General features: G+C 66.5%; 12 protein-coding genes. 7 read left to right on the top strand and 5 right to left on the bottom strand.

All coding sequences use genetic code 11. From position 1 onward, the window contains the following. Positions 1-12: 12 nt before the first annotated feature. Entirely contained in the window at positions 13-609 is a 597-nt protein-coding gene (locus Q8M85_RS05005; RefSeq protein ID WP_305541075.1) for a histidine phosphotransferase family protein, read from the top strand. On the opposite strand, the gene Q8M85_RS05000 is transcribed toward Q8M85_RS05005, so the two are convergent. The 3 genes from Q8M85_RS05000 to obgE all read right to left on the bottom strand — a co-directional run bounded on the left by Q8M85_RS05000 (position 606) and on the right by obgE (position 4082). Continuing rightward, positions 606-1865, bottom strand: coding sequence for a glutamate-5-semialdehyde dehydrogenase (locus Q8M85_RS05000; protein WP_305541072.1), 1260 nt, complete (start codon positions 1863-1865; stop codon positions 606-608). The genes Q8M85_RS05005 and Q8M85_RS05000 overlap by 4 nt on opposite strands. Positions 1866-1941: 76 nt before the next feature. Continuing rightward, complete coding sequence (gene proB, locus Q8M85_RS04995; RefSeq protein WP_305541069.1) at positions 1942-3072, bottom strand: glutamate 5-kinase; 1131 nt, start codon at positions 3070-3072, stop codon at positions 1942-1944. Beyond that, on the bottom strand, positions 3060-4082 hold the full coding sequence (gene obgE / locus Q8M85_RS04990) for a GTPase ObgE (RefSeq protein WP_305541066.1): 1023 nt from the start codon (positions 4080-4082) through the stop codon (positions 3060-3062). Before obgE ends, proB begins: the two co-directional genes overlap by 13 nt. A 233-nt stretch (positions 4083-4315) precedes the next feature. On the opposite strand from obgE, the gene ctaA reads away from it, so the two are divergent. The 3 genes from ctaA (at position 4316) to Q8M85_RS04975 (ending at position 8346) form a co-directional block, all read left to right on the top strand. After that, positions 4316-5485 carry a heme A synthase gene (gene ctaA / locus Q8M85_RS04985; protein WP_305541063.1) on the top strand — a complete coding sequence of 390 codons (1170 nt, stop codon included), beginning with the start codon at positions 4316-4318 and terminating at the stop codon, positions 5483-5485. After that, a complete protein-coding gene (locus Q8M85_RS04980) occupies positions 5482-6951 on the top strand; it encodes a carboxypeptidase M32 (RefSeq protein ID WP_305541061.1) in 1470 nt (489 codons plus the stop codon). Before ctaA ends, Q8M85_RS04980 begins: the two co-directional genes overlap by 4 nt. A 201-nt stretch (positions 6952-7152) precedes the next feature. Further along, positions 7153-8346 (top strand): MFS transporter, encoded by a 1194-nt coding sequence (locus tag Q8M85_RS04975; protein WP_305541058.1) that lies wholly within the window; start codon positions 7153-7155, stop codon positions 8344-8346. A gap of 6 nt (positions 8347-8352) precedes the next feature. Here the strand turns inward: Q8M85_RS04975 and Q8M85_RS04970 are convergent, their stop codons facing one another. Beyond that, a complete protein-coding gene (locus Q8M85_RS04970; protein WP_305541056.1) occupies positions 8353-9135 on the bottom strand; it encodes an enoyl-CoA hydratase in 783 nt (260 codons plus the stop codon). A 67-nt stretch (positions 9136-9202) separates the two neighbouring features. Between Q8M85_RS04970 and Q8M85_RS04965 the strand changes: the two genes are divergently transcribed. After that, entirely contained in the window at positions 9203-9622 is a 420-nt protein-coding gene (locus tag Q8M85_RS04965; protein ID WP_305541053.1) for a PaaI family thioesterase, read from the top strand. Here the strand turns inward: Q8M85_RS04965 and Q8M85_RS04960 are convergent. After that, positions 9619-9999 (bottom strand): polymer-forming cytoskeletal protein, encoded by a 381-nt coding sequence (locus Q8M85_RS04960; RefSeq protein WP_305541051.1) that lies wholly within the window; start codon positions 9997-9999, stop codon positions 9619-9621. The genes Q8M85_RS04965 and Q8M85_RS04960 overlap by 4 nt on opposite strands. A gap of 165 nt (positions 10000-10164) precedes the next feature. Here Q8M85_RS04960 and Q8M85_RS04955 point away from each other — a divergent pair, with 165 nt between their 5' ends. Beyond that, entirely contained in the window at positions 10165-11130 is a 966-nt protein-coding gene (locus tag Q8M85_RS04955; RefSeq protein ID WP_305541049.1) for an agmatinase, read from the top strand. A 57-nt stretch (positions 11131-11187) separates the two neighbouring features. Then, a complete protein-coding gene (locus tag Q8M85_RS04950) occupies positions 11188-12849 on the top strand; it encodes an amidohydrolase (RefSeq protein ID WP_305541046.1) in 1662 nt (553 codons plus the stop codon). Positions 12850-13224: the final 375 nt, after the last annotated feature.

Below are 13224 nucleotides of genomic sequence, written 5' to 3'. Positions count from 1 at the left end.
CCCGGTTTGAAGATGCAAGAGAAGCCTGACCTAGCTGCCCTGATCGCCTCGCGCATTTGCCACGACCTTATCAGCCCGATCGGGGCGATAGGCAACGGCGTGGAGCTTCTGGCCATGGAACCGGGCGCCACGCGCCCCGAGATGGCGCTGATCTCGGAAAGCGTGGCGAATGCCAACGCGCGGATCCGGTTCTTCCGCATCTGCTTCGGTCAGGCGTCCAGTGACCAGCGGATCGCGCGATCCGAAGTGGCCTCGATCCTGGGCGACCTGTCGCGCGGGGGGCGGGTTGCATACGGCTGGACCAGCCCCACCGACCTGTCGCGGCGCGAGGTGCGGCTGGTGTTCCTGCTTCTGCAATGCCTGGAAAGTGCGCTGGCCTATGGCGGCAAGGTCAGCGTGTTCCGTGGCGATGCGGGCTGGTCGATCCAAGCCGAGGCGCCAAGACTGAAGGTGGACCCCGCGCTGTGGGAAGTGTTGACCGAACCGCGCGCACCGGCCGAGATCGGGGCGGCGCAGGTGCATTTCGCGCTGGTCCCGGACGAGCTGGCGCGGCAGGGCCGCAGGCTGATCACCGAAATCGGCGAGACGACGATCCGGCTGACCTTCTAGCTGCGGATCGTCCCGTCGCCGGTCACCAGATACTTGAAGCTGCACAGCTGCTCGGCCCCGACGGGACCGCGGGCATGCATCTTTCCGGTGGCGATGCCGATCTCTGCGCCCATCCCGAACTCGCCGCCATCGGCAAACTGGGTGCTGGCATTGCGCATCAGGATCGCCGAATCCAGACGGTCGAAGAAACGCTGCGCGGCGGCGTCGTTCTCGGTCAGGATCGCCTCGGTATGGCTGGAGCCATATTTGCGGATATGGGCGATGGCTTCGTCCACGCCGTCAACCAGCTTGGCCGCGATGATCATGTCCAGGAATTCGCGCCCGAAATCATCCGGCGCAGCTTTCTTCGTGCCCGGGATCTTCAGCAACTCGCCCTCGGTGCGAACCTCGACGCCAGCTTTCAGCAAGTCTTCGATCAGCACGGCACCATGCTTGGTGTAGAACTGCCAGTCGATCAGCAGGCACTCGGCCGAGCCGCAGATGCCGGTGCGGCGGGTCTTGGCGTTCAGGACCACGCGGCGGGCTTTCTCAAGGTCGGCGTCGCGGTCGGCGTAGACGTGGCAGATCCCTTCAAGGTGGGCGAAAACCGGGACACGCGCCTCGCGCTGGACAAGGCCGACAAGGCCCTTGCCACCACGGGGGACGATGACATCAATATAGTTGGTGGCCTGCAGCATGGCCGTCACCATCTCGCGGTCGCGGGTCGGGATGAACTGGATCGAGGTCAGGGGCAGGTTCGCGGATTTCAGGCCGTCGACCATGCAGGAATGGATCGCCTCGGAAGTCTCGAAGCTTTCCGACCCGCCGCGCAGGATCACGGCATTGCCGGATTTCAGGCACAGGGCACCTGCGTCGGCGGTGACGTTGGGGCGGGATTCGTAGATCACGCCGACGACGCCCAGGGGCGTGGCAACGCGCTGGATGTGCAACCCGTTCGGGCGGTCCCATTCGGCGAGGATGCGGCCCACCGGGTCTTTCTGTTCGGCGATCTGGCGCAGCGCATCGACGATGCCGCGCAGGCGGGTGTCGTCGAGGCGCAGGCGGTCGCGCATGGCAGGGGTGATGCCCCGCTGATCGGCGGCGTCGAGGTCGAGCGTGTTGGCGTCGAAGATTTCCTGCCGCCGGTTCCAGACGGCATCGGCGGCGGCGATCAGGGCGGCCGCTTTCCGTTCCGAGGAGGCACAGGCAAGCTCTGCTGCAGCCGCGCGGGCCTTCTGGCCGATATCGGTCATCAGATCGGTGAACTGGCCGTCCATTCTGTCGCTCCGTTTCATGTGGGGCGCAAAAGTTTTCGAAAACTTTTGCAAATTCCTTCGAAGGAATTTGGGGCCCTCAAACCACCATGTCGTCCCGATGCACCAGCGCCGCGCGGCCCTGATAGCCAAGGATCGCCTCGATCTCGCCCGACCGGTGCCCGGCGATCTTGCGGGCCTCAGTCGAGGTATAGCGCACCAGACCCTTGCCGAGAACCACTCCTTCGGGCGACAGGATCGCCACCGGCTCACCGCGTCCGAAGCTGCCGGCGACTTTCGTAACCCCTGCTGGCAGAAGGCTTTTCCCGGCGCGCAACGCCGCCACCGCGCCTGCGTCCAGCACGAGTTCGCCCTTCGGCTTCATCGCATTGATCCAGCGTTTCCGCGCGACATGCGGGTCGGCGGACGGGACGAACCAGGTACGGGTCGCGCCCTCGGCCAGCGCCTTGAGCGGCCGCAGGGTGGACCCTTCCATGATCGCCATCGCGCAACCGCCCGCGATGGCGGTCTTGGCGGCCAGAAGCTTGGTCTTCATCCCGCCCTTGGACAACCCGCTGATCGGATCGCCCGCCATCGCCTCGATCTCGGGGGTGATCGTATCCACCACGTCAAAGCGGGCGGCGCTGGCATCTTCCTTCGGGTTGGCGGTGTAGAAGCCGTCGACGTCTGACAGGAGGACCAGCTGGTCCGCACCCACGGTCACCGCGATCTGTGCTGCGAGGCGGTCATTGTCGCCGAAGCGGATCTCGTCGGTTGCCACGGTGTCGTTCTCGTTCACGATCGGCACAACGCCCAGCCCCAGCAGTGTCTCCATCGTCGCGCGTGAGTTCAGGTAACGGCGGCGGTCCTCGGTATCCTCCAGCGTCACCAGCACCTGCGCGGTGGTGATGCCGTGCGGGGCCAGGACTTCCTCATAGGCGCGGGCCAGACGGATCTGCCCGACTGCGGCCGCTGCCTGGGATTGTTCCAGCGTCAGGACCCCGGTGCCGAGGTTCAGCACCTTGCGACCCAGCGCAATCGAGCCGGAGGAGACGAGGACGACGTCGGTGCCGCGCGCCTTGGCCTCGACCACATCCAGCGCCAGCGCGGAGAGCCAGTCGTGCTTGAGCCCGGTCTTGCGGTCGACGAGGAGGGCTGACCCTATCTTCACCACCAACCGCTTCGCGTGGCGAATATCCGGGGCCGTCAGACTGGCGGTCAGGGTTGCCACGGGCCTGTCTCCTTGACCGGGGCGGCGGCGGTGATGGTGGCGTAAAGCGCGCGCAGCACCTCGGGCAGACCCTTGCCGGAGACGCCGGAAATCACGTGGACCGGGCCGCCGGACGCCTTCTCCAACGCGCGGCGCCGGTCGCTGATCTGCTTGGCGTCCATCGCGTCGGTCTTGTTCAATGCCACGATCCGCGACTTGTCGCCGAGAAGGTCGGAATAGGCCTCAAGCTCGGTCACGATGGTGCGGTAGTCGGCGGTGATGGTCGAGGATGTGCCATCGACGAGGTGCAACAGGACCTTGCAGCGTTCGACGTGCGCCAGGAACTGGGTTCCAAGACCACGGCCTTCCGATGCGCCCTCGATCAGGCCGGGAATGTCGGCCATGACGAATTCATGCCCGTCGATGCCGACGACGCCCAGGTTCGGGACCAGTGTGGTGAAGGGGTAGTCCGCGATCTTCGGCCGGGCGTTCGACACGGCCGCAAGGAATGTGGATTTCCCCGCGTTCGGCAAACCGACAAGGCCGGCATCGGCGATCAGTTTCAGCCGCAGCCAGATCGTACGCTCGATGCCGTCCTGACCGGGGTTGGCGCGGGCGGGCGCGCGGTTGGTCGAGGATTTGAACCGCAGGTTGCCCCAGCCGCCGTTGCCACCCTGGGCCAAGAGCACGCGCTGCCCGACGCGGGTCAGGTCGGCGAGAACGGTTTCCTCGTCCTCGTCCAGGATTTCGGTGCCCAGGGGGACCTTCAAGGTGATGTCGTCGCCAGTCTTGCCGGTCTTCTGGCTGCCCATGCCGGGCTGGCCGGACTTGGCGAAGAAATGCTGCTGGTAGCGGTAGTCGATCAGCGTGTTCAGCCCCTCGACAGCCTCCGCCCAGACTGACCCGCCGTGGCCGCCGTCGCCGCCGTCTGGCCCGCCGAATTCTACGAACTTCTCGCGCCGGAACGACACGCAGCCGGCCCCGCCGCCGCCAGAGCGGATGTAGACGCGTGCGAGGTCGAGGAACTTCATGGGTCGGGCTTTCGGGCAGGGATCAAAACGCGGGGATACAGGAAGCGGGGCGGATGCTCAAGCGGCGGGCGTGGGGGAGGCTCCTCGTTCGACTTCGTCTTCTCGTCGCAAGACCTGGGCCGCAGCGACGAGAGACGAAGTTGTCGAGAAGCGGTCCCGCAGCATTGCCGCAGGGCCTTGAAGGCGAGGGAGGGCGGGCCTAGTGTCCGGCCCAAGACGGAAAGGTTCATCGGATGGCCACGAAGCGCAGCATTTTCGAAGAGGTCGGGGCGGATGAGAAGGCCCCTGTGGTGCCCTCGGGCGGGGGGATCGACGCGCGGCCCAAGGGGGCTCGGCGCGGCATACGGCTTTGGCTGGTGGCGCTTTTCCTGATGGTTGCAACCATGATCGCGGTGGGCGGGCTGACGCGGCTGACGGACAGCGGGTTGTCGATCACAGAGTGGCGGCCCGTGACCGGGGCCCTGCCACCGATGGACGAGGCAACCTGGGATTCGGAGTTCGAGAAGTACCGGGCGATCCCGGAATATCAATTGCAGAACAAGGGCATGAGCCTTGAAGAGTTCAAGTTCATCTACTGGTGGGAATGGGGTCACCGACAGCTTGGCCGGTTGATCGGGCTGGTCTGGGCCGTGGGTTTTCTGGGCTTTGCCGTCGCACGCCAGATACCGCCAGGCTGGACCGGACGGCTTTTGCTGCTTGGCGCGCTTGGCGGTGCGCAGGGGGCGATCGGGTGGTGGATGGTTGCATCCGGCTTGTCAGGAGACAGAGTGGACGTGGCCTCGTATCGCCTGGCAACCCATCTGGGCCTGGCCTTCGTGATCCTGGGGTTCCTGGCCTGGTATGTCTTCCTGCTTGGGCGGACCGAGGCAGAGTTGATGACCGCACGGCGTGGGCGGGAGGCGAAGCTTTACTCGCTTTCGACCGGCCTGATGCACTTCACCTTCCTGCAGATCCTCTTGGGCGCGCTTGTGGCCGGGATCGACGCGGGCCGCGCCTTCCCGACCTGGCCCCTGATGAACGGGCAGTTCTTCCCGGCGGACGCTTTTTATGTGCCGGACGGGCAGGGCGGCAGTCTGGCCGTCTGGCATGCGTTCTTCGAGAACCCCGGCCTCGTGCAGTTCATCCACCGGATGTCGGGCTATCTTCTGTTCGTCTTCGGCATCGTGGTCTGGCTTCGCGGACGGCGGTCGGCCTATCAGGCCACGCAGTCCGCGTTCCATCAGGTCATGGCGATGCTGGTGGTGCAGATGGCGCTGGGAATCGCAACGGTCTTGACCGTGGCGCATGTCCATGTCGCGATCACCCACCAGATCGGCGCGGTGATCCTTTGGGTGCTGATCCTGCGGGCGCGGCACTTGTCTCAATTCCCCGTGGCGGGGTCGATCCGGGAAGGCACGGCATGAACGCGTATGATGATCTGATGGCGTTCCAGCGCCAGACCGAGGCTTTGACGCAGGTCGCCGGCCGTCTGGGCTGGGACCAGGAGACGGTGATGCCCGAAGGCAGCGCGGGTCAGCGGGCCGAGGAGATCGGGGCGCTGGAAGGGGTATTGCACGCGCGGCGGACCGATCCGCGGCTGGCGGAGTGGCTGGCGGCGGCGAAGGCTCCCAGTCCGGTGGGCGAGGCGCAGCTGCGGCAGATTCGGCGCTCCTACGCGCGAACGATGAAGGTTCCGGCGAAGCTGGCCGAAGAGATCGCGAAGACGATGTCACTGGCGCAAGGTGTCTGGGCGGAGTGCCGGGGACGCGAGGATGTGGCGGGGTTCCTGCCGACGCTGCGGAAGGTGGTTGAGCTGAAGCGGGCGGAAGGCGCTGCGCTGGCGGCAGGGGGAGACCCCTATGACGCCTTGGTCGACGACTACGAGCCGGGGATGACCGGGGCGACGATAGCGGCGATGTTCGATGCGATGCGGCCCCGGCTTGTGGCGCTGCGGGGCAAGGTGCTGGGTGCCGAGGCTCCGAAGGGTATCGTCGGGACATTCGGGCAGGACGACCAGATGGCACTGAGCCGGGAACTGGCAACGGTCTTCGGCTATGACTGGTCGCGGGGCCGGGTCGATCTGGCGGTGCATCCGTTCTCCTCCGGGTCGGGCCATGACGTGCGGATCACGACGCGGGTGGCCGAGACGGACCCGTTCAACTGTTTCTATTCGACGATCCACGAGGTCGGGCATGCCGCTTATGAGCAGGGGATCGATCCGGCCTATGCGCTGACCCCGATCGGGCAGGGCGTGTCGATGGGGGTGCATGAAAGCCAGAGTCGGTCGTACGAAAATCAGCTGGGGCGGAGCCGGGCGTTCACGGGATGGCTCTACGGGCGCATGCGCGAGGTGTTCGGCGACTTCGGGATCGGGGATGCGGACGGGTTCTACAAGGCGGTGAACCGGGTGCATCCGGGGTACATCCGAACCGAGGCGGACGAGATCCACTACAACCTGCATGTGATGATGCGGTTCGATCTGGAGCGGGCGCTGATCAAGGGGGAGTTGCAGGTCGAAGACCTTGAGGCCGCCTGGAACGACCGGTTCCGCGCCGATTTCGGGGTGGCGGTGGATCGACCGTCGAACGGGATGCTGCAGGACGTGCACTGGTCCTGTGGGCTGTTCGGATACTTCCCGACCTACACGCTGGGGAATGTCTATGCGGGGTGCCTGGTGAAGGCGCTGCGGGCTGATATTCCGGGGCTGGACGGGATGATGGCGAAGGGTGACGTCAGTGCTGCGACGGGCTGGCTGCGGGAGCGGCTGCAGCGGCATGGAGGCTTGTATGAACCTCGGGATGTCGTGCGGCGGGCCTGCGGGTTCGAACCGTCGGAGGCGCCGCTTCTGGACTATCTGGAGGCCAAGTTCGGCGAGATCTACGGGGTCTGAGGCCGGAGTGTCCACAGTGGACAAATGCGGGACATGATTGGATTTCAAGGGCTTGGCCGTGGGCGTTAAGGAAATCGCAAGATTTGGCCAGCTCCCCCGCATGGGGCTGCTCGTCGATGACTTCGTCACTCCTCGCGGCGGTTGCTCCGACGAGGAGACGAAGTCGAGCGGGGACGGGCTCTGGCAGATTGCGACAGGCAGATGGCCGTGATCGAGTCGGGCGGCATGGCGGTCTGGCTGCTGGCAGTGGGGCAGACGCTGATCTATGCGGGCTGCTATTATTCCTTCCCGGCGCTCTTGCCCGACCTTGTGGCGGCTACGGGCTGGACCAAGGGTGAGCTGGCGCTGGGGCCGACGCTGGCCTTCCTGATCATGGCGGCGCTGACGCCCTTCACCGGACGGCTGGTGGACCGGGGTCTGGGTGGCGAGATGCTGATCTGGCTGCCGGGGCTGTGCGCGCTGGGCGTGGCGGGCCTGGGGCTGGCGGGCAGCCTGGCCGGATGGCTGGCACTTTGGGCGCTGATCGGGGTCGCGCAGGCGGGCAGCCTGTACGAGACCTGTTTCGCCTTCCTGACCCGGCGCCTGGGGGATGGAGCGCGGGCCGCGATCACCAGCGTCACTCTGGTCGCCGGGTTTGCGGGCACGCTGGCCTTTCCGTTGGGGCACTGGCTGGGCAGCGCCCTGGGCGGGCAGGGCGCGCTGATCGTCTTTGCGGGTCTGGTCCTGCTGGCGATGCCGCTGAACGCCCTGGCGGTCCGGCAGTTGCGCCAGCGCGAGCGGGCAGATCAGGCCGTGCCGCCCAACCCGCCCGGAGTTCTGCAGGCCGCGTTGCGCAAACCCGCCTTCTGGATCATTGCCGTGGGCTTCCTGGCGGTCTACCTGAACCACGGCATCCTGATCACCTATGCGCTGATCCTGTTTGCCGACCGGGGCGCCGCACCGGGGCTTGCGGCGCTGGCGGCGGCCTGTATCGGCCCCGCGCAAGTGGCCGGGCGGCTGGTTCTGCTGGCGGCTGGGGCGCGGGTGACGACGACGCAGGCGACGATGGCCTCGCTGGGCGGGATTGTCGTGGCCGGGGTGCTGCTATGGCTTGCCGGGGCCGCGCCGCTGTTGATCTTCGGTTTCGCCGTGGCACAGGGTGCGGGGCTCGGGCTGACGTCGATCCTGCGGCCGGTGCTGATCGCCGAGACCCTGGGCCGTCAGGGCTTTGGCGCGATTTCGGGGGCGGCGGCAGTGGCGCCGATCCTGGCCTCGGCCGCAGCGCCGTCGGTCGGGGCGGGGCTTCTTGCGCTGGGAGGGCCGGGGCTGGTCTATGCCGTGTGCCTTGCGCTGGCGGTCACGGGGCTGGCGCTGATGGCGCTTCTGCTGCTGCGGCGCGAGAGGTTTGACGGCTGAACCGGATCAGGCCTTTGGACGCCGCTCGATGAAGGCCTGGATGCCCTCGGCGGTGTCGGGGAGCATGACGTTTTCCACCATGAGGCTGCCCGCGACGGCGTAGGCGTCGCGCAGGGGCTGGCCCAGCTGGGCCTGGAAGGCGCGTTTGCCAAGCCGGATTGCGGCGGGGTCTTTCGACGCGATGGTCTGGGCAAGTTTGAGGGTTTCGGCTTCCAGCTGGTCGGGCGGGGCAAGGCGGTTGACGACGCCCATCGCATAAGCGCGCTCGGCCGAAAGGAACTCGCCGGTGGTGAGAAGCTCGAAGGCGGCACCGGGGGCCAGGCGGCGGGTCAGGGCGACGGCGGGGGTCGCGCAGAAGAGGCCAAGGTTGATGCCGTTCACCCCGAAGCGCACGGTTTGCGAGGCAACGATCAGGTCGCAGGTGCAAGCCAGCTGGCAGCCGGCGGCAGTGGCGACGCCCTGGACCTGGGCGATCACCGGCTGTGGCAGGGCGGCGATCTGCTGCATGACATCTGCGCAGCGGTCGAAAAGCGCATGGAACTGCGCCTCGCCCCCGTCCGGCGCGGTGCGGAAGGACTGCATCTCTTTCAGGTCGTGGCCGGCAGAGAAAGCCTTGCCCTCGGCCGCCAGGATCACGACGCGGACGCGGTCGTCGATGGCACAGGCGGCGAAGGTCTCGGCCAGGGCCATCAGCATGGGCGTGGAGAGCGCGTTCAGCGTCTGCGGCGATGCGAGGGTCAGGGTGGCGATGCCATCCTGGTCGTGGCGCCGGATCAGGCTGTCGGTCATTGCATCCCCCTCATTGCATCCCGCTTTGGCTGACGCCAGTCTAGGTCGGGCAGCGCATGAGGGGAAGATGCAGCTTAGGATGGATCAGGCGGCTTTGAGCGCCTTTCTGGTGCGGGACTTCGGCCAGTTGGCGGCGGATTTCGCGGTGGAGCGCGTCGGGCCGGAGGGGTTGGTGCTGCGTCTGAAGGTGGCAGAGCGGCACCTGCGGCCGGGCGGCACGGTGAGCGGGCCGTCGATCTTTTCGCTGGCGGATGTGGCGATGTACCTGGCCATCCTGGCGCGGATCGGGCCGGTGGCGCTGGCGGTGACGACGAACTGTGCGGTGGATTTCATGCGCAAGCCCGCCGCAGGTCGTGACCTGCTGGGCGAGGCGCGGGTGCTGAAGCTGGGCCGGACCCTGGCGGTGGGCGATGTCATGGTCTTCAGCGAGGGCGCGCCCGAGCCGGTCGCCCGGGCGAGCCTGACCTATTCGATCCCGCCGGCCTAGACCTTGGGTTTGGTGAAGCGTCCCTCGATCCGGGCGCCGCTTTCAATGACCAGGGCGGTCGCGTTCACGTCGGCCTTCACTTCGGACGAGGCGCGCAGCGTGAAGCTTTCGCACGAGACCTTGCCGTCGAACTTGCCCTTCACCTCGACCGTGTGGGCGGTGATCGAGCCTTTTACCCGGCCCTCCTGCCCGATGATGAGGCCATTGGCCGTGATGTTGCCTTCGATCTCGCCCAGAATCTCGACCGAGCCTGAGGAGGTGATCTCGCCGGTGATGCGCAGGTCTGCGCCGAGGACCGAGCGGGCCGAGTTGGTGCCGGGCGCAGAAGGGCGCGGCACAGGCGGGGCTGAGGTCGGGTCGGAGGTCTTGGAGAACATCGGCATATCCTGAAGGAATGGGTTCCTTGGATAAGGGGGGATCGGCGGGGTCGGGTCAAGGCCCGCGATGCCCAGGCGGCAGCTTTCCCCGTCCGCGATGTCGCAAGCGGGGCTGACAAGGCGGGGCCCGTTTGATCAGATGGCGGGGGAATCAGGGGGTCACGCATGACGGATACGTTCTTCCAGCCGGTCTCGGGCTTTGATCTGCCACGCTTTGCCGGGGTGCCGACCTTCATGCGGTTGCCGCATGTGCCGTTCGACCATCCCCGTTTTTCCGAGGTTCAGATCGGCCTGATCGGAGCGCCCTGGGACGGCGGGACGACCAACCGGCCGGGGCCGCGCCACGGGCCGCGCCAGTTGCGGGACCTGTCGACGATGATCCGGGCGATGAACGGGGCGACCTGGGTGGCTCCGTTCGAACTGGCGCGCTGCGCGGACCTGGGGGACGTGGCGCCGAACCCTGCCGACCTGATGGATTCGATGGCGCGGATGGAGGCGTTCTATTCCCGCGTGGTTGCGGCGGGGATCAGGCCGTTGACGGGGGGCGGGGACCATCTGTGCTCGCTTCCCATCCTGCGGGCCGTCGCGAAGGCGCGGCCGGTAGGGATGATCCAGTTCGACAGCCATACCGACCTGAATGACGTCTATTTCGGGACGTCCCGGTACAATCACGGGACTCCGTTCCGGCGGGCGGTGGAGGAGGGGCTGATCGACCCCAAGCGCTATTGCCTGATCGGCATCCGCGGCACGGCCTACGGGCGCGAGGACTGGGACTTTGCCGCCGCCAACGGCATCAGGATCATCCCGATCGCCGAGTTCCATGCGCGGGGGGCCGAGGACGTGATGGTCGAGGCACGGGAGATCGTGGGGCAAGGGCCGGTCTATGTCACCTATGACATCGACTTTGTGGACCCGACGTTTGCTCCCGGCACGGGAACGCCGGAGGTGGGCGGGCCGACGTCTTGGCAGGCGTTGCAGGTGGCGCGGGGGCTGCGCGGGCTGGATGTCGTGGGCGCGGATCTGGTCGAGGTCTCGCCGCCCTTCGACCAGTCGGGCGGGACGGCCTGGCTGGGGATTTCGCTGATGTTCGAGATGCTGTGTGTCATGGCCGAACGGGTCGCGCGGGGCTGAGCGCCGGGGCGCTGCCCCGGACCCCGGGATACTTATGCAAAGATGAAAGGTGGGGCGATGCAGCCTGAGATGATCATCACCAATGCCAAGGTCCTGACGATGGACGAGGGGCGCTCTCGGGCGGAGGCGGTGGCCTTTGCGGGCGGGCACATCCTGGCGGTCGGAGACCGGGCCGAAGTGGAGGCTCTGGCGGGGCCGGGGACGCGGGTCGTGGATGCGGCGGGGCGGACGTTGTTGCCTGGGTTCGTGGAGAGCCACCTCCATCTGGTGTTGGGCGGCAACGAGCTGTCGCAGTTGCAGTTGGGCGGTGTGTCCGGGTTCGACGAGTTGGCGAGGCTCTTTCGGGCTTATGCAGCGAAGAACCCAGGTTTGCCCCTGTTGATGGCGCAGGGGGCAGCCTATGAGATCCTGGAGCATCCGGTCACCAGGCATGATCTGGACAAGGTGATCGCGGACCGCCCCATCGCAATGATGGCGCCGGACCACCATACGGTCTGGGCGAATACGGCGGCCTTGCAGGCTGCCGGCCTGTTGCAGGGTGCGGCGATGCCCAAAGGACACGTCATTGTCATGGGGGCGGATGGCAAGGCGACGGGGGAGCTTCTGGAATTCGAGGCGTTCAGCCCGGTGCTGGCGCTGACCGGGGACCTGCATCTGCAGCTGGGCATCGCGACCGGGGGCGAGCCGGAGCCCTGGCCCGATGCCGCTCAGCGCGCCAAGGACAAGGAGAAGGTGGCGGCGGGTCTGGCGCATTGTGCGATGCACGGGATCACCAGCATGGTGAACATGGATGGCAACCGCTACACCTGCGTGCTGCTGAAAGAGATGGAGGCGGAGGGGCGGCTGACCGCGCGGGTCAAGGTGCCGTTCCACTTCAAGCCGCATATGGAGCTGTCCGAGCTGGACCGGGCCTCCGCGATGGCGGCGGAGTTCACCGGGGAGTGGGTGACGAGCGGATTCGTGAAGATGTTCATGGACGGCGTGGTGGACAGCCGCACCGCCTATATGCTGCATCCCTATCCCGGCACGACCGAGACCGGAGCACCTCTGTTCGAGCCTGATCGATTTGAAGCTGTCTGCCGGGAAATCTCGGCCCGGGACCTGCAGATCGCGGTCCATGCCATCGGCGATGGCGCAGTGCGGCAGACCATCGACGGGTATGAGGCGGCCGGTCGGCCCGACCTGCGCCACCGGATCGAACATATCGAACTGATCGATCGCGCGGACGTGCCAAGGCTGGGGGCGCTGGGGATCACGGCAAGCGTGCAGCCGCCGCATCCGCCGGGGGCGATGGACTTTCCGATGTCGACTATGGCCCATGTGTTCCATCGCGAGCGGTGGCGGGACGCCTACCTTACCAGGACGTTGGCCGATCACGGTGCACATCTGGCCTTTGCGTCGGATTGGCCGGTGACGGACGTCAGCGTGATGCGCGGCATCCAGGCGGCGCTGACGCGCGCGCCCTACGACGGCTGCCAGGACGAACGAGTCGGACTGATGGAGGTGCTGCGGGCCTACACGTCCGGGGGTGCCTGGGCGGCGCATATGGAGGGCTTGACCGGGACACTGCGGGCAGGAATGGCGGCCGACCTTGTGCTGATCGACGGGGATATCGAGGCGATTCCGGCCGAACAGCTGGGAAAGACGGGAATCGCGCTGACGATTGCCGGGGGCAGGGTGACGCACGACCCCCTGACACTGGCGGGCGTACGGTCATAACGCCTTGAAACTATGCAGGAAGATGGGTGTTCCGAAAAAATCGTCATCTTCCCGTCATTTTCTGCTTGCGGGTCCCGAGGTCGGGACGTAAAAGCCCCCTCACCGAAGCGGAAGAGAAGCGGAAACGCGGAACGGAAGGGACGGGAAGCGGCGGCGAAGACCACCGCAAGACAATCTGGAGGCAAGACGGCAGGTACGCCAGAAGTTCTGGTGTGCTGCGTGTTTTGTGTCCGCGCTCTTTGAATCTTGTTGGTTAATGAAGGGATATGCGGGCGGTTTGGGCGCATCGGCGTCTGATCGCAGCATATCGGCCTAGTAGGGGAAACCCGATGATCTAGGTGTCAGCTTCACTACTTGTGGGTCACGTTACTTCGG

The organism is Tabrizicola sp. (assembly GCF_030694085.1).
Taxonomy (GTDB): Bacteria; Pseudomonadota; Alphaproteobacteria; order Rhodobacterales; family Rhodobacteraceae; genus Tabrizicola.
Note: the sequence above shows the minus strand (reverse complement) of the source record. Positions and strands in the feature narration are given on the sequence as shown.